The 15,015-nt window shown below is 67.9% G+C and carries 12 protein-coding genes and 7 pseudogenes; 10 read left to right on the top strand and 9 right to left on the bottom strand.

What is annotated here, in order from left to right; all coding sequences use genetic code 11:
- Positions 1-129 precede the first annotated feature (129 nt).
- Positions 130-255 (top strand): annotated as a pseudogene (locus ACFC0D_RS07300) (IS5/IS1182 family transposase); the annotation flags it as partial.
- Here ACFC0D_RS07300 and ACFC0D_RS07295 read toward each other — a convergent pair.
- From ACFC0D_RS07295 to ACFC0D_RS07285, 3 genes and pseudogenes are all read right to left on the bottom strand, one after another.
- Positions 254-511: pseudogene (locus tag ACFC0D_RS07295) on the bottom strand (transposase); the annotation flags it as partial. The pseudogenes ACFC0D_RS07300 and ACFC0D_RS07295 sit on opposite strands and share 2 nt — an antisense overlap.
- 132 nt (positions 512-643) lie before the next feature.
- Entirely contained in the window at positions 644-1,099 is a 456-nt protein-coding gene (locus ACFC0D_RS07290) for a hypothetical protein (protein WP_376431990.1), read from the bottom strand.
- A 163-nt stretch (positions 1,100-1,262) separates the two neighbouring features.
- Positions 1,263-3,482 carry an FG-GAP repeat domain-containing protein gene (locus ACFC0D_RS07285; RefSeq protein WP_376431988.1) on the bottom strand — a complete coding sequence of 740 codons (2,220 nt, stop codon included), beginning with the start codon at positions 3,480-3,482 and terminating at the stop codon, positions 1,263-1,265.
- A gap of 421 nt (positions 3,483-3,903) precedes the next feature.
- Here ACFC0D_RS07285 and ACFC0D_RS07280 point away from each other — a divergent pair, with 421 nt between their 5' ends.
- Both ACFC0D_RS07280 and ACFC0D_RS07275 read left to right on the top strand, forming a co-directional pair.
- Positions 3,904-5,334: a tetratricopeptide repeat protein gene (locus tag ACFC0D_RS07280; RefSeq protein WP_376431986.1), complete on the top strand. Its 1,431-nt coding sequence runs from the start codon at positions 3,904-3,906 to the stop codon at positions 5,332-5,334.
- Positions 5,318-5,833, top strand: coding sequence for a DinB family protein (locus ACFC0D_RS07275; protein ID WP_376431984.1), 516 nt, complete (start codon positions 5,318-5,320; stop codon positions 5,831-5,833). The genes ACFC0D_RS07280 and ACFC0D_RS07275 overlap by 17 nt, the downstream gene beginning before the upstream one ends.
- On the opposite strand, the pseudogene ACFC0D_RS07270 reads toward ACFC0D_RS07275, so the two are convergent.
- Positions 5,830-5,970: pseudogene (locus tag ACFC0D_RS07270) on the bottom strand (IS5/IS1182 family transposase); the annotation flags it as partial. The gene ACFC0D_RS07275 and the pseudogene ACFC0D_RS07270 overlap by 4 nt on opposite strands.
- On the opposite strand from ACFC0D_RS07270, the pseudogene ACFC0D_RS07265 reads away from it, so the two are divergent.
- Both ACFC0D_RS07265 and ACFC0D_RS07260 read left to right on the top strand, forming a co-directional pair.
- Positions 5,968-6,095 (top strand): annotated as a pseudogene (locus ACFC0D_RS07265) (GntR family transcriptional regulator); the annotation flags it as partial. The pseudogenes ACFC0D_RS07270 and ACFC0D_RS07265 overlap by 3 nt on opposite strands.
- A gap of 35 nt (positions 6,096-6,130) precedes the next feature.
- Positions 6,131-6,538, top strand: a complete 408-nt coding sequence (locus tag ACFC0D_RS07260) for a hypothetical protein (RefSeq protein WP_376431982.1) — start codon at positions 6,131-6,133, stop codon at positions 6,536-6,538.
- 764 nt (positions 6,539-7,302) lie between these two features.
- On the opposite strand, the gene ACFC0D_RS07255 is transcribed toward ACFC0D_RS07260, so the two are convergent.
- The gene (locus ACFC0D_RS07255; protein WP_376431980.1) at positions 7,303-7,581 is read right to left on the bottom strand and encodes a DUF6959 family protein; all 279 of its coding nucleotides are present in this window, start codon (positions 7,579-7,581) and stop codon (positions 7,303-7,305) included.
- Positions 7,582-8,063: 482 nt separating this feature from the next.
- Between ACFC0D_RS07255 and ACFC0D_RS07250 the strand changes: the two genes are divergently transcribed.
- Complete coding sequence (locus tag ACFC0D_RS07250; protein ID WP_376431978.1) at positions 8,064-8,558, top strand: GNAT family N-acetyltransferase; 495 nt, start codon at positions 8,064-8,066, stop codon at positions 8,556-8,558.
- 234 nt (positions 8,559-8,792) lie between these two features.
- On the opposite strand, the gene ACFC0D_RS07245 is transcribed toward ACFC0D_RS07250, so the two are convergent.
- Positions 8,793-9,197, bottom strand: coding sequence for a type II toxin-antitoxin system PemK/MazF family toxin (locus ACFC0D_RS07245; protein ID WP_376431976.1), 405 nt, complete (start codon positions 9,195-9,197; stop codon positions 8,793-8,795).
- Between the two features lie 166 nt (positions 9,198-9,363).
- Here ACFC0D_RS07245 and ACFC0D_RS07240 point away from each other — a divergent pair.
- The 3 genes and pseudogenes from ACFC0D_RS07240 to ACFC0D_RS07230 form a co-directional block, all read left to right on the top strand.
- Positions 9,364-9,683, top strand: a pseudogene (locus ACFC0D_RS07240) (transposase); the annotation flags it as partial.
- 634 nt (positions 9,684-10,317) lie between these two features.
- Entirely contained in the window at positions 10,318-10,737 is a 420-nt protein-coding gene (locus ACFC0D_RS07235) for a hypothetical protein (protein ID WP_376431974.1), read from the top strand.
- Between the two features lie 210 nt (positions 10,738-10,947).
- Positions 10,948-11,223: a hypothetical protein gene (locus ACFC0D_RS07230; protein WP_376431972.1), complete on the top strand. Its 276-nt coding sequence runs from the start codon at positions 10,948-10,950 to the stop codon at positions 11,221-11,223.
- Positions 11,224-11,414: 191 nt separating this feature from the next.
- On the opposite strand, the gene ACFC0D_RS07225 is transcribed toward ACFC0D_RS07230, so the two are convergent.
- The 3 genes and pseudogenes from ACFC0D_RS07225 to ACFC0D_RS07215 form a co-directional block, all read right to left on the bottom strand.
- Positions 11,415-12,005, bottom strand: a complete 591-nt coding sequence (locus tag ACFC0D_RS07225) for a hypothetical protein (protein WP_376431970.1) — start codon at positions 12,003-12,005, stop codon at positions 11,415-11,417.
- A 135-nt stretch (positions 12,006-12,140) separates the two neighbouring features.
- Positions 12,141-13,493, bottom strand: a complete 1,353-nt coding sequence (locus tag ACFC0D_RS07220) for a PQQ-binding-like beta-propeller repeat protein (RefSeq protein ID WP_376431968.1) — start codon at positions 13,491-13,493, stop codon at positions 12,141-12,143.
- A gap of 164 nt (positions 13,494-13,657) precedes the next feature.
- Positions 13,658-14,185: pseudogene (locus ACFC0D_RS07215) on the bottom strand (hypothetical protein); the annotation flags it as partial.
- 626 nt (positions 14,186-14,811) lie between these two features.
- Between ACFC0D_RS07215 and ACFC0D_RS07210 the strand changes: the two are divergent.
- Positions 14,812-14,997, top strand: a pseudogene (locus ACFC0D_RS07210) (xanthine dehydrogenase accessory protein XdhC); the annotation flags it as partial.
- Positions 14,998-15,015: the final 18 nt, after the last annotated feature.

Below are 15,015 nucleotides of genomic sequence, written 5' to 3'. Positions count from 1 at the left end.
TCGGCGGAGGGCTGAGAGCCACACCCGACACCCCTGGGTGGACCAACCATACGAAGGGCTGGCCCGGTCCCGTGGAACAACGTAGGGAGGGCTGAGTTGTTGTGGGTGGAGACGTGCACGGGGCTGCGGATGGACCGGTTCGTGGAGCTGGTGAAGGTGGTCCGGGAACGGGGCGGGAATGGGCCGGGCGGCGGCCGGCCGTGGTGCCTGCCGCTGGCCGACCGGGTACTGCTGGTGGCTGTCTACTACCGCACCGGTGGAGCTTGCCCCAAACCCTGGCTCGGCTCCACTCGGTGAACCGACGGTGCGCGGTCGGTCCAGACGGACCGAATACCGGCGGCAGCTGCCGCCAGGTGCAGCCCGTCGTGGCCACGAACATGATCGCCGCTACCACCTCGCGATCACCGTGCCGCCGTCGGCCACCGCCCTGAGGACGCACCGGAGCAGCCGGGACCACCCGCTGAAACAACTCCCACAACCCGTGCGGAACCAGACGCTCCACCCACGTCATCACAACAGCCAGCCTAGTGATCAAGCCAGTTGAGACGACCTCTTAAAGATCGACCGGACAGGTCCTAGGAGGTGGGAGGTCGGTCGACCCGACCCGCCTCTCCCCTTATGCGACTACTCAGACGGGATGGGCTCAAGCCGGATCGGCGGTGAAGTCACAGCTGTGGGCGTAGTCGGGATCCCCGACCTGCCAGCGCAGCACCAGATCGTCCTCATCGCCACGGACTGGTATGTCGTACGAGCGGCCCTTCAGCTGCAGGACAAGCTCCAGTGGCCGGACATTCTCGATGGCACGGGCCAGCCGCCATTCACCGCTACCCGTGACCAGCTGCGGCTTGGTCCCCACTCCGTCGAAGTCGACGGGGAAGTCCTTGGCTGTGAAGGTGCGGTCCGCCTTCACCTCGACGACCGCTCCGCAATCACCGGCCCAGCGGCCGACCAGTCGGTCTTCGGTGACATGAGGCGACCCACCCGTACCGGAAAAGAACCCACAGGCCGTCGTGGCGAAGATCAGGGCGCATGCAACGAAAGACCTGCTCATTCGCCTGCCGGTCAACGCACTCGAGTCCTTCACTTCCTTGCCCTTCACTGGTGGGGAGACCGGGGACGTTGGATGTTCATGCTCTCCGTCCACTGGACGGTCCGGCCCACGTCATGGACGCCAAGACCGGAGGACACGACCCGGCTGTAACCGCAGAGCCTGGGGCGGGACGTGGTGAACACGTCCCGCTCCAGGCTCTCGTGTCGTCGGATCAGACGACGGAGGTGGGCCTGTTGGTGTGCAGGCCGGTGGCCTCGCGCTGGCCGAAGGGGGCGCTCCAGCTGCCGGTGCCCTTGTGCAGGTACGAGCGATGGTCGCCGGCGTTGGTGGCGAACAGGTCGGGGCGGCCGTCGCGGTCGGCATCACCGATGCCGACGATGTGGCTGTAGCCGCCCCAGCCGGCGCCGATCTTGATGCGTGGGGCGAACGTGCCGTCGCCCTTGCCGAGGTAGAGCCAGAGCACGCCGGCAGCGTCGCGGGCGACGAGGTCGCCGGCGGCCCCTCCGGCGATGTTGCCGGTGGCGGCGATCTGGTTGTAGCCCTGCCAGCCCGTGCCGATCTTCACGCGGGTCGCGTAGGGGGCGCTCCAGCTGCCGGTGCCCTTGTAGAGCCACATGGACCCGGCGGTGTCGGTGGCGACGAGGTCGGGCCTGCCATCGCCGTTGAGATCGCTGCCCGCGGCGATCTTGTTGTACCCGCCCCAGCCTGAGCTGATCTTGTAGCGGGATGCGAAAGTGCCATCGCCCTTGCCGAGGTAGTGCCACAGAACACCGCCGGTGTCGCGGGCGACGATGTCCCCGTGGGCGGCTCCGGCGATGTTGCCGGCGGCCTCGATCTGGTTGTAGCCACCCCAGCCACTTCCGAGGAGCTTCTCCTCCACCGAGACCAGCTGTCCGGCGTTGGTATAGGGGTCGTAGTACGAGTCGGCGCGCCACAGCCGGCCCGAGCCGTCGCGCAGAAGCACGTCCGGCGAGCCGTTGTCGTTGTAGTCGTGCGGCGCGGCCTTGCGGGTGACCTTGAACGTGCCGGAGGACGTCAGGGTCGGACCGATGCCGTTCATCGGCGCGGCGCTGATCTGCCAGGTGTAGTCCCCGTTGTACGCACTGCCGTTGCGGCCGAGCTTCCAGAGCTCGCCCATCCAGTTGAAGCGTACGACGCCATTCATCGGTTGGATGTCGTTGAATTCGCTGACCAGCCCGGTGCGTACATGCCTCAGGGTGACCTTGATTTGTACGTTGTGCCGGGACACCTGCCACTCGAGCGGCACCCGACCACGGTTGGGGTCGAGGTCGATCACGGCGGGGATCTTGTGGCCCAGAAGTGTGACCTTGGTGGGCTCGCCGGTGCTTGCGACGAGCGTGGCGGTCGGCACCCCGTCGGCTCCTGGGGCGATCCTGTAGAGGCCCTCGCCCTGCGCGGCCGTGCCGCCGCGCACGATCTGGGCGCCGTCGGGTGCGACGGCGGCCGAGAGGGTGTGGTCGAGGAGCTTGCGGGTGGTCCCGTCCTTCAGGCTGCGCGCGGTCAGGGCGTGCAGGACGTCCGGCCAGTAGGAGTCCCGGCCACTGCGGAGACCGTAGGTCACCCAGTCGCCGACCAGCCCGACTTCGACGTCACGTCCCAGCGCGCCTCCGATACCGATGCGCTGGGGCGTTCCGGTGGTGCGGTCGACCACTACGACCGTGGCCTGGTTCGCCTGGTCGTACTCGACCCAGGCGATTCGGGTCGCTGAGACGGCAAGGTCGCCCTGCGCGGCAGCGGCGGGGAGTTCGTACGTAACTGTCACAGCGTTGGTGGCCAGGTCGAGCATGGCCACGTACTTCTTGACCGTTGTGCCCGTGCCGGTGGAATAGGTCAGCAGGGCGTGACCAGACGTGCCGGCTCTGACGTCGACGCTCGTGGCGTCAGCCGGAAGGCCGGTCGTCGTCACGGGGCCAATGTCTCGGGTGTGCATGCGGAGGTCCTTGCCTCCGCTCGCATTGCCCACGGTGGTGAAGAGGGCCTTGCCGGCGGCTCCCGCGAATTCGACGGCGCCGGAGCCAAGGTAGACAGTAAGCAGCTTCTCCCCGGTCGCCAGGTCGGTGAGGACGGCTTCGGATCCGGCATAGTTGCGGGTGGCCACGATGTCCCCGAGACCCGTGTCCTGAACGCGGACAAACCGCCACGACAAGGAGGTGCCGTCCGACGCACGAATCCAGGCCTTGTCCTCCAAATAGTTCGGATTCCAGGTCAGGTAGCCCGTGGATGTGACGCCGTAGATCTGCAGGTTGCGTGGGAACGTGATGACATCCTGTGTCGCCGCACCGTCCGTCGTACCTTCAGTGGCCGGAGCGGCGACCGCCGGGACGATCAGCACGGTCGAGCCGACGGTGACGGCGAGCACGGTGACGACGGCTGCGGCGAGCCGACGACGGGCGGGACGTGCGTGGGACAAGGTGTGTTCTCCTCGGGAAGACCAGACGCACCATGCGTTGCGCGGGTCAGACTCCCGATCACCAGCAAAGGTTGTACGCCTGTGGCATATTCAGGCGTCGGCCAACAGGCCCTGGGCCCAGCGCGTGGCGGCCGGGCCCAGGTGTGACTCCGCCCCTACGGCAGGGCGCGTCGGGGTGGGGGTTCCGACTGCGTCCATGTGCTCCCCTCGTGCTGCTGCATGCTGTCGGTGAGCAGGCCCGGGACGTGAGCAGTTCGGTCGGCATTTTGAGGGCCAGAGCTGGCGCGCGGAGCTCGCGTAACCAGCGAAACCGTGTCCGCCGAGCGGTGGCCCCAAGGTTCTACCTCCGTGTGGCTGCTCGCAGACCGTGAAGGCCGTCCACGCGCCGCAGGTGTCAGTGGGTGCCCCTACGCTGCCGGTCGTGAACGTTGACGATCTTTATTGGCAGGCGAAGCACTACGGTGGGATCTCGCCACGACTGGTGAACGTCCTGCTGGAAGACGGGCAGCTCGAGCTGTTGATTCAGGCGGCTGCGGAGCGTGGAGAGTGGTTCTGCGCGGAGACGTCAGCGCGCGAGCTGTGCAAAGCCGGGGATTTCCAGCGGGCCCTGGCCGTGATGGAGCCGTTCGTCGCGATCGGCTGGAGTCCCGCCCGCTGGGCGACCGCCGACATCATGCTCCAGGCGGGCAGGACCGAGCAGGCGCTGGAGCTGGTTCGCCCCGACGAAACCGGGCGGGAATCGGAGCATGCATGCCGAAGGTTCGCCGAGCTGCTGGTCAAGGCCGGGCGAGTGGACGAGGCCATCGCCCTGCTCACACCCCACATCGACGGATGGCTGCTGCCGGTCCTGGTAGAGCTGACCGAGGGGCAGGACCGTGACGAGCGGGTGCTGGAACTGATCGCACCGCTGGCGCAGCGGGTCAGGAACGCTCGCGCCGAGGGCCGGTGGCGCGATGACGCTTGGGACGCGCAGGAGCGTGAGGCTCAGGTCCTGGAACGTGCCGGCCGCGTCGAGCAGGCGATCCGGACTCTCGGCGCGGACATAGCCGCGGGCCGCTTCCTGACACAGAACACCCTCACCGCCTACGCCGAACTCCTCGTCCGCCACGGGCGGATCGAGGCACTGCGCGAACTAGGTACCGGAAAGCATTCGGGCGTCGCTCTTCCCCACTACGCGCAGGCCCTCGAAAACGACAGGAGAGTCGAGGAGGCAGAGGCCATCCTGCGTCAGTTCATCGGCTCCGCCGAGTACCCGGATCGCTTCCGCTGGGCCTTGATCGAGCTGCTGGCCCGCCAGGGCCGGCTCAGCGAGGCTGTCGAGGTGGGACGCCCCACGTTCGACTACCACGACGCCTGGCTCCTGGAGGGGGTCATCCACCTCCTCTACGGGGCCGGGCGTCTCGACGACGCCCTGGCGATCCTCGACGAGCGCAGCGCCGAGTTCGTCGAGGAGCACCCGTCCTGGTTCACCTCGAACCGGCTGTGGCTGCTGGGTGAAGCCGGCCGGTACGAGGAGGCCCTCGCCTACGCCGCGACCCGGCCTGCGGACCAGTACGGCCTGACCGAGACGGTTGCTCGGCTCCTGGAAAAGTCCGGCCGCCTCGAAGAGGCCATCAGCCTCCTCCGGGCCAGCGGCAGCGAGCGGCCCTCGGAGCTGGCCGAACTCCTCATCCGGCAGGGCCGCGCCGCCGACGCGATCGCCGGCATGCCCTCCCTCTCCGCGCTCCACGAGGCGGCCCGACGACGCGAAGCAGCCACCGAAGCCACCCGCAGCCCCGACGAACCCCCCTTCCAGGGCCTGTCCGGCGGATCTTGTGACCGCGTAACGTGCAGGCATGGCACCTTCACTTGAGCGTCCCCCCTTGCAGGCCGATGAGCGCACCGCGCTCATCGGCTGGCTGGACCTCCAGCGGCAGATCCTGCGATGGAAGTGCGATGGTCTGAGCGAGGCCGACGCGCACCGTTCCGTAATCCCGACCTCGCCGGCGATGACGATGGCCGGGCTGATCAGCCACATGCGGTGGGTCGAGCACACCTGGTTGGAGGTGGTTTTCCTCGGCGGCGACAAGACACAGAACCCGTCCTTTGACGAGACGGACGAGGGCGCCGACTGGCGGGCCGATGGCGTTCCGCTGAAGCAGCTGCTCGTGCAGTACGAGGCCCAGTGTGCCCGCAGCAACGAGATCGTGGCCGCGGCCTCCCTGGACGACGTTGGCCGCAACCCCGACTTCCGCGCTGGCAGCGCCAACCTCCGTTGGATGCTCATCCACCTCGTCGAGGAGACTGGCCGGCATGCGGGACACGCGGACATCGTGCGGGAGCTGCTCGACGAGGTGAAGGGGTACTACTAGATCGCCCCGGCGGACTGCGACCGGAGCCAAAGCCGGATGGAGACGACGGTGACGGTGCTGTGGAAGACGTAGGCGCGCTTGTCGAACCGCGTTGCCACGGCCCGGAAGTTCTTGAGGGCGTTGATCGTGCGCTCAAGGCCGCGCTCGTGACGCACATCCGGCGGACCTACTACAGCGACCAGGGCCGACCCGTGGAGACTGCCGACATCGCGTCCCCGCCGCTCTCTGCGAGATCGTCTACGAGATCCCTATCAGCCGCTAGGCAGGGCTGTCAGTGCGTCGGCGTACCTTCTCGCCATGGCGAACAGACCCCCTGAGAACTGGCGTGACTGGATGGCCCAGGTGGCCCGCGACGTCGAGGCCGGGATCCTGGAGCCCGAGTGTGCCGGTGCGGCGGAGATGTACTCGGAGTCCTTGCTGAGGGCGACGGATTCCGCGCTGGAGGCATTCGAGGCAGAGATGCGTGGGCTTCAGGTGCCCTCTGACGAACAGGTCTTCCGCGCAGTCGAGAGGGTCGTTCTCGCGCTCAATGCTGTCGACCACGACCCGCGTCACAGTGGGGTCCGCTTCGCCACCGAAGAACGAGAGCAACTGTGCGACTACATCGACCTGACCTTGGGCGAACATGGTGTGGACGTGGCTGCTCTGTTGGCGAGGAAGGGCATAGTCCGAGCTGGGATCACCGACGCCTGGCGCGACTGGTGACCGCGGACCAGGCAGCGGAGCCTGACATCCACAGCTGACATCAACAGCACCGAACGAGGACGGTGCCAGGCGGTCGCAGACAACGAGGCTGGACCTGGGGCGCGCCCTATAGGGCCACCGCGATCGAACTCCTAAAGCGGTGGGTCCCTGACAAACCGCGGCCAGCTGGCGCAGGCCACCAGTGCGCTGCCGTCCTCGGTGAGGAAGAGCAGGGAGGTCCATGTCCGATCGGCAGAATTGATCAGCCCTACGCGCACCGGCCGGCCATGTTCACTGAGGAGCTGCACTGCTCGTTCCAGCCCCAGAGGTTCGAGTCCGTGCCTCCGCATGCGCTTGAGTCGGAGTTTGAAGACTCCGGCATGCCGGTCTGCGGGATGCGCCCCGTCTCCCACGCTGTAGGTGGCGCCGCTGCGGAGGAGGGCCAGAGCTATCACGGACGCCTCGTCGTCACCAGCCAACAGCGATTCCAGCACATGCCGTTCCATGGTCACCCCCGTCTGGATCCTGCGGTACACCCGCCAGGTACCACAACCCAAGCAATCGCCCGCCTCCGGTAGCGTCCCTCCGGGGCCTGATAGCGGCCGGAATGACCGTCCTGGCCGATCCGGCCAGAGCCACGGATCAGAAGGTGGGTCGCGCCAGGCACATGTACGGCCAGGACGAGGAACAGCGGTCAACGGCGGCTGCCAGAGCGGGCCTCAAGGTTCTCCCTGACGCCCGTTTGTACAGGCCAGGGGTCGAGCGCTGCGGAAGGTCGGTGATCTTCAAGCTCGGGGCACGTAAGGCAGTGGAATCCCGTGGGATTCCAGCGCAGCGGAGTAGCGTGCGAGCAGATCGTCGAGGTCCGCCAGGAGAAAGCCGGCGGAGTCGCGGGCCTCAGCCACGTCGCCCTGGTCGAAGGCCTCCACTACTTCAGCGAAGCTGCTGCGGAGGATGGCGAGAGAGTCACCCTGGATCAGTACGCCAGGGAAGCGACGGCTGGGCAGGCGTACCACTGCGTTGTTGCCCCCATCTGTGAACAGCTCGGCCTCGACACGTTCCATGCCGCAATTCAACCTGACATGACCAGGTGACATCAACGACATTGGACGGACCAGCCATTGAGCGATCGAGTGCGGTCATGTCCCACACCGTCGAATGCGTTCCAAGGCCTGTCGGGCGAACTTACAAGGCAGCGGCCCAGGGTCCTCCCTGGCACGTGGCCGAGGAGCTTCCCAGCCTTCCTCGTCAAACAGGGCTCCTCATCCGCCGGGGCGGGGAACGATGAGCGCCATGACGAGCGATGATGACAGGAACGCAGCGAAGCGCCTGGCTAGTGCTGTGCCGCGTTAGTTCGTGGACGGGTGCAGGTGAACCTCCGTGCGTCCGCTACGTCGGCTGAACGTGACGGTGCCGACGCAGACACCGTCCGCGCGGCCTGGATCTGCGAGCTGTGTGTCCAGGTCGTAGACACGATAAGGTCCGCTCGATAGTTCGAAGCCTTCCGGTGTGCCGGAAGGCTTCTCGCGTTCTCGAGGAGGATCAGATGGCAGACTTTGTTGTCCGCAGAGCGGGCGCCGAGGACCGCGACGTCCTGGAACGACTCTGGCCGCTTTTCCTGCACGACCTGTCGGAGTTCTGGGGCGTCCTGCCGAACCCGGACGGAACGTACCGCCGCGAGTGGCTAGAGTCGGCGATCGGCGATCCCACCTGGTCGGCTTATCTCGTATGGTCTGGTGACCGGCCGGTCGGCTTTGCGTTCGTACGCGGGCTGGACAGCGATGCGCGCGTGCTGAACAGCTTCTTCGTGGTGCGTGGGGCACGCCGGTCGGGCCTCGGGTTGCGAGCGGTGCAGGCCGTCCTGGCCGCGCACCCTGGCCGATGGGAGATCGCATTTCAGGAGGAGAACGCGGGCGCGGCACGCTTCTGGCGTCACGTCGCTTCCGAAGTCGCGGGCGAGGCCTGGACCGAGGAGCGGCGACCGGTGCCTGGGAAGCCCGAGCTGCCGGGGAACACATGGGTTGCCTTCGATGCGCGGTAGTCCTCCTTCGCGTGTGTTGCTGGGAGTCTTCGTCAACCCGACGCAGGGGATCTCGGCTGCAACTCCTCAGCCGTGTGGGGTGGAGCTCACATGAACGGTGCGAGGCCGGCGACCTAGTACTCCAGCCGTAGATCGTGATCTCGGTGGTGAGGGGCGCCGAGGCGGCAGATGGCCGGCGTCTATCATCTCGCCCGAGATCGCCCACGCCGTCGCGGGCGTCGGCTCCTTCTTCGTCTATCCGAGTTCACCGAGACGGAGGGCATCCCTTATCTCGCTGAGCTTCGCGGTCGTGGCCGGGGTCCGCTCCTGCGCTTGTTCAGCGAGTCGGAGGGCGTCGTCAATCTCGCTGAGCTTCAGGGAGGACAGGACGGCCGCCCGCTCTATCAGGTCGTCCCGGGACACAGTGGTCAGCCACGTGCACGGGGTGAAGCCTGGACGCGGGAACGCGAGCCGCAGCACGCCTTCGAACGGCAGTCCTTCATCGGCGCCGACCGTCACTTCGATGCCCAGACCGCTGATGTCGACGCCCGCCGGAGCGACGACCTGCATCACCCGGATCCCGGACGTGTCGTCTCCCGACAGCAGTACGACCGGCCTCCGCTCGTCGAACTGGACCCACCAGACTTCGCCACGTTGCACAAGTCCTCCAGACACATGACGGCAGGCAGACGCTGCGCGACCCCGACGCGCTGCGGAGACGGGTGCGGCCACCGTTGATCATCGGTGTGTGAAGACTGAAGATCATGCGGTGGCCGCAGGTCACAGCGTAGACCCTGCCCGCCGGCAGGAGGCGTTCGAGGGCCTGATGGCCCGGATCGCGGGCCGGTTCGCACGGGTCGAACCCCGACGTCGAGTCGGGCGGTTGGTGCTCGGTCTGCTGTCGGACCTGCCGCGCAAAAACTGCTGGACCATCGCAGAGTGGGCCGGAGAGAGCACCCCGGACGGCATGCAGCACCTCCTCGGGCGGGCCAAGTGGGGGACGCCGACCAGCTCCGCGACGACGTGCGGGCCTACGTGGTGGAGCATCTGCGGGACGACCAGGCGGTTCTGGTGGTCGACAAGACCGGCGGCGTGAAGAAGGGCACTGACACCGTCGGTGTCCAGCGCCAGTACACCGGCACCGCGGATGCAACTACGGACGTAGTGAGGTCCCACCGCGAAGTGGGAACAACCGGCGGGGCCTCGGGTGCCGATGCGCCAATAGGTTGATCATTCCGCGATGGTGCGCGCGTCTCGTTGACGGGGGGAAGGGAACCCTTTCGAAAAGTGCACACATCTCGGTTCCTCAAGGAGTAACGCTATGAGCCCTGGGCATGGGCACCGGTCGGCTCTCGGTCCGATCCCCAGAAGAGAGAATTGGATGGCTGGCGGAACGATGGTGTCGCTGACCCTCGTACTGCTGAGCTTCAGCAGCCCGGCGTTGGCGACTGCCCAGTACCAGTCGACGGCGGCGGTGAGCCAGGCAGGCCCGGACCCCGACGACTGCCACCCCAAGCGGCACGACAAGTGCGACGACGAGGGCTGGAATGGTGTGTTCGGCCCGACCGGCGCCACCGGAGCGACTGGCCCCGCAGGCGCCACCGGGGCGACTGGTGCGACGGGAGCCACCGGTCCTCAGGGCGTGCCCGGCGAAACGGGTGAGACGGGCTCGACTGGCCCCGCGGGTGCAACCGGGAATACGGGTGCAACCGGGGCCACGGGTGCAACCGGGCCTACGGGTGCAACCGGGGCAACCGGGCCTGCCGGGAGCACAGTCGATGTGGGCGCGAGCATCTACGGCACTATTGGCGACTTTGCCTTGAGCAATACCCTCAAGACGATCGAATTCAATAGCGCCAACTACGTCACGGGCATGACGTTTGACCCGACGTCCTCGACTCTGACGGTCAACACTCCCGGGCGCTACCTCCTCACGGGGAGCATTCAAATCAGATTCACTCCAACTCCGGGCGCGATTCGTCAGCTCAGCATCCAAGTCAACGGCAATACCGTCGCCCTGGACGAGCAGAGCGCCGCAGTCAATGCCGGGCCTACGCAGGACGTCTCCAAGGTTGTTCAGCTGGATGCAGGTGACGTGATCACCGTCCACGTTTTCCAGGACACCGGAACCCCCGCTACCCTTACAAGCGTTGGGCCGGCCCTCGCTCCCCACTTTGAGGCGGAGTTGCTTGAGCCGTAGGCGCGGCGTAGGCGCGACAGGCGTCCAACGAACCCGGACTTTGCGGGGTCTGCCGGCGGCACGGATCCAATCAGATCCGTTGGTGATTGATGACAGGGTTTGGTGAGGGTCCAGTCCTCCGCACGGAAGGGGCCCTCGGTGGCGAACCCTGGGAGACGGTTTACGGGTTCTTCTGGAGGTGGAACCGGGCCGGGGTCGTCACCTACATCCGTGATCAGCTCCGCCGGCAAGGGCCGCTGGCCGCACCCGGTGACGCGGATCGTGGACTGCCAGTCGGTCAAGGGCGCCTGCATCGTTGGCAGGAGCAGCCGGGGCTATGAGGCCGCAGCCAAGAAAGCGCCGGCGAAGAAGGCGGCCGCCAAGAAGACCACGCTGAAGAAGGCCACGCGGAAGCGGGCTTCTGAGCACGTTCACCTCACCACGGCCATCGCCACGTACGTCGCCGCAGCCCGCGACCACTTGAATGGCGACAACGCCGGACGGTGACCGTCCCTCGGAGCAGCTCCACAGAAGTCGAGCCGGAACCAACTCGGGCTCTGGCTAGATTCCCGTGAAGGTCGCTCAGGCCAACCTCCTGGGGTTTGCCTGGTGAGCCGTGCGAGCCTTGGCGTGGAGGCCGATGCCGCGCCCCCGCCCTCCGGATGAGGTTCGGGCCGAGGAGAGGTGTCGCCAGGTGGTCAGGCGATGAAGTCGTGGAGGGCAGGCAGTGGATCGGTCGTCTCGACAGATCCGATGCAGACCACGGCCTCCTCGAACTGGAAGTAGGAGAGCCCTTCGTGGCGCGGGCCGATGACGAGAAGGTTGCTCCCGCGGCGCCAGGCGGCGTGCCGCCAGTCGCCGGATCCCATGGCCAGGGTGCCGCCTTCGGACCTGAGGTCATGCTCAGGGGGACCGAGTCGCTGAGTGAATCCGGTGATAGCGGCGTCGATCTGCGCGTCGAACACCTCGCGTCCGGCGTTCTCGTGGCTGGACCAGCCGGGCAACGTGCCCCAGAAGTCCTCAGCCCAGTCCTCGCCGCCAACCCAGTAGAAGTGGGCAAACGACAGGGCGACGTGGTCCCCGAGGTAGGCGAGATGACCTTCGGCGGTGACGAGAATGTCTTCCAACGGCAAGCCGTCGCCTTCGCACCAGCCCAGACGCTGCAATGCCGCCTCGGGGACCGTTCGGTCGTCCCAAGGCAGTTCTGCCAGGCCGACGACCTGTTCCACCAAGAGGGGTGTGACGGGGCAGGCGGCGACGTGATCGGCGATCGGGTCCTCGTCTGTCATGGCAGAACGGTATCCAGGCGCTGTGACGACATCGACGCCCCATCCCCACGCAACCTCCAGCCGGTCCGAAGTGTCGTCCCGGCCGGTGACGCAGCATGCGAACTGCTCTGAAAGCGCGTCCTGATGTCCCAGACGTCATCCGCGCTCGTACACCGAGAAGGGCCGCACGCCCCAGCCCCAACGCACGACGACCACCCGGTCCTCGTGGATGAGCAGGTCCGCGAGTTCGCCCGCCTTGTGGTCCACGTCGGCCCCGGTGTCGCTGGTGTCCTGTTCATCGCCGGTGGCTGCGTCGAGGACCAGCAGTTCGTCCATGTCGTCATGCCTGCGTGCGAGCATGCGGACGAGGGCGGTCACTCGGCCTCCGGCCGCTTCGAGTGCGAGGAAGCCGCGGCCGGCGGTCAGGTCGCTCCGCCACACTTCGGTGCCCTTCGCAAGGTCGAAGGCGACCACCCGGTTCACGTACTCCTTGCCGCGCTTGGTCTCGGCGGCGGCGTAGAGCCGCCCGTCCGCGACCGCCACAACCCCGGGCCTGTGCGACTGGCTCGTGCCGTGACCACCGGTGGACTCGATCCGGCTCAGGGGTGTCCCGTCCTCGCCGAAGGTGAGGTATGCGCCCGGCAGGCCGCCTGGCACGGTCCCGCCGACCTGCACGACGACGGGATCGGTCGACAGCAGCGTCACCTCCGCGTCCGTGCCCGGAGTCGGGCGGCCGCCGAGCGGCGCGGACCACTGTGCCTTCCCGTCGGCCTTGTCGAACGCGGCCAGCCGCAGTTCAGTGCGGCCGCAGGTGAGCACCGCGAGGACCTGTCGCTCGCCGGCGGCGACCCGCTCGGGCACACAGCCCGCCGGGACTGCTGCCTGCCAGCGCGGGGCGCCGGTCAGCAGGTCGAAAGCGCGCAGGGCCTCCGAGCCTTGAACAGCAGGCCGGATCGTCTCGAGGACCCATCGGTCGTCGCCGTCCCGCAGTACGGCGAGCCCGCCCCCGGCGGCGACCATGTCGGTGAGCGACTCCGTGAGGTCGGCCGGGGCGCGCCGGACGTGCCACAGCTCCCGGCCGGTCGTGAGGTCCAGCGCGGCGACGGTTGCACAGCCCTGACCGCCGGGGCCACGGTCTCCCCGCGCGAGCAGGATGACGGAACCGGCGGTACGGCGACCGACCGCGCACACATGGTCCTGACCGGGCGGTGCGTACTCCCAGCGCCGCTCGCCCGACCGGGCGTCGAAGGCGGTGACGGCGTCGTACCGACTGCGGACGAGCGTGTCGCCGACGAGCCAGGCACCGTTGCCGTAGTCCCGGGCATTGTCGTCGACCGGGGCCTCCCAGACGACGCGCATCGGGCCCCCCGGGGCGGAGCAGCCCATGGTGAGGCCGACGAGCAGCGCGGCAACGGCCGCGAGCAGGGGGCGGAGCCGCCGCGTTCCCTCGCGGGACGAGAGCCACCGCTCCCGTCCCGGTCTCGTGTCGCCGGTCGTGCGCGCTGCCATACGGATCCCCACCCCTGGCTCGAAACGATCAAGGCCCCGTCAGACTAGGGGAGACGTGATCACCCGCACAGGTCTCGTCCATAGCCGTGACGGATCGTCACCGCTCCACAGGACTTGTGTCCCATACGCAGTCGGAGTCCCGCAGCATCCCGGAAGACCGGTGCTCAGAAGGCGGCTGCCGGCATCCGCCCCGAGGGCCAGGTACAGCCGTCGCACCACTCGTTCCGGCTGTGCCCAGCGTCCTGCTGGTGCACGCGCTTCAACACCAGAACGCCGCCTTGTACGCCGCGCGTACCCCCATGCACTCCTGCTGCTCGACGCGCTTGAGGTGCGCCCAGCACGCGCCTGGGACTCCGCTCCATATCCCCCGGGCCATTCAGCGGCCTGCCGCCGGCAGGGGTTGCCGTCGACCCGGCGTCGCAGGCATGTCGGCTTCTCGGTGCCCAGGCGGCCGCCCCACGGCGGGGACGGGAAGCGGACCCAGTCCGCCGGCGTGTGCGGGTCTTACCCGGGGCGGGCATCTGCACATCGACGTACACGCGGCCGGTGAAGGTCCACTGTCCCGGCACGTGACCGGCCACCTCGCGCACCACCGGGGTGCCGCTGGACGCCCAGCTCCCGGTGAGGCGCTCGGCGACCTCCCGGACCGCCGCCTCGTCCGGCGCCACGATCTCGACGACTGCGAAGCCGGGCCCGGACCGCTCACGCTCAGGCGCTGATCTCCTGCTCGCGGGTGACGCCGATCATCCGCGAGCAGGCCAGACGCGGGGTGAGCTCCTGACGCAGGGATCCGCCAAAGGCTCCTGCATGGTGAAAAGCCCTGGTCGTCCATCCCGGACGGCCGGGGCTTCCTTCGATACCCAGGTTTCAAGGAGTCTTCGTGGAGAGCAGCACGTGCCCGCGGCTGAGCGGCCTCTCGGACGAGCCGGCGTACGACTCGGTGAGGTGATCGACGCCGCCGCGACAGCCGGAACCCAGGCGAGCTTCCTCCGCCGACTGGCTGCGCTCGTGGTCAGCACGAGGCCGACCGGGACGGCGTCACATGAGCTACTTCCTCCAGCACGGATTCGGCTGCCAGTGCCACGACCGAAGCAAGCCCCACCATCACCACCAGTACGGCCGCGCTCCGATCGGCCGGCCGGCGGAGAACGGAACGCCCGCGCCATGAAGTTCAGCACCTGGCCCGCCCTGCTGGTCGTCGACGTCGAGGGCAACGGCACAACGCCCCCGACCTCGTTGACGTAGCAGCCCTGCCGCTGCGCAACGGCCAGCCGGACAAGAGCACCGCCGAGGCGTGGCTGATCCGCCCGCCCCGGCCGGTCACGACGCCGCCGCCATCGACCGCATCAAGACCCCGATCGGAATCACCGGGGTCACCGGCAAGGAACCGGCCACGATCGCGGTGAGCGTCGCGGCGGACCTGCTCCGGACCTTCGAACAGGGCAGCCACCGGACCGGGCCGAACGCGATCGCCGCCGTGCAGGCACCCGCCACCAGCCGGTAATGCGGACTCCGGCCGGTG

Source organism: Streptomyces sp. NPDC056222 (assembly GCF_042264065.1).
In the GTDB taxonomy this organism is placed as follows: Bacteria; Actinomycetota; Actinomycetes; order Streptomycetales; family Streptomycetaceae; genus Streptomyces.
The sequence above is the reverse complement of the archived record's forward strand: the minus strand, read 5'-3'. Positions and strand labels throughout refer to the sequence as shown.

Coding starts and splice junctions, on each gene's coding strand:
- ACFC0D_RS07275 (WP_376431984.1), top strand. CDS start 5,318: ATGGCACCTTCACTTGAGCGTCCCCCCTTGCAGGCCGATGAGCGCACC.
- ACFC0D_RS07260 (WP_376431982.1), top strand. CDS start 6,131: ATGGCGAACAGACCCCCTGAGAACTGGCGTGACTGGATGGCCCAGGTG.
- ACFC0D_RS07255 (WP_376431980.1), bottom strand. CDS start 7,581: ATGGAACGTGTCGAGGCCGAGCTGTTCACAGATGGGGGCAACAACGCA.
- ACFC0D_RS07250 (WP_376431978.1), top strand. CDS start 8,064: ATGGCAGACTTTGTTGTCCGCAGAGCGGGCGCCGAGGACCGCGACGTC.
- ACFC0D_RS07225 (WP_376431970.1), bottom strand. CDS start 12,005: ATGACAGACGAGGACCCGATCGCCGATCACGTCGCCGCCTGCCCCGTC.
- ACFC0D_RS07220 (WP_376431968.1), bottom strand. CDS start 13,493: ATGGCAGCGCGCACGACCGGCGACACGAGACCGGGACGGGAGCGGTGG.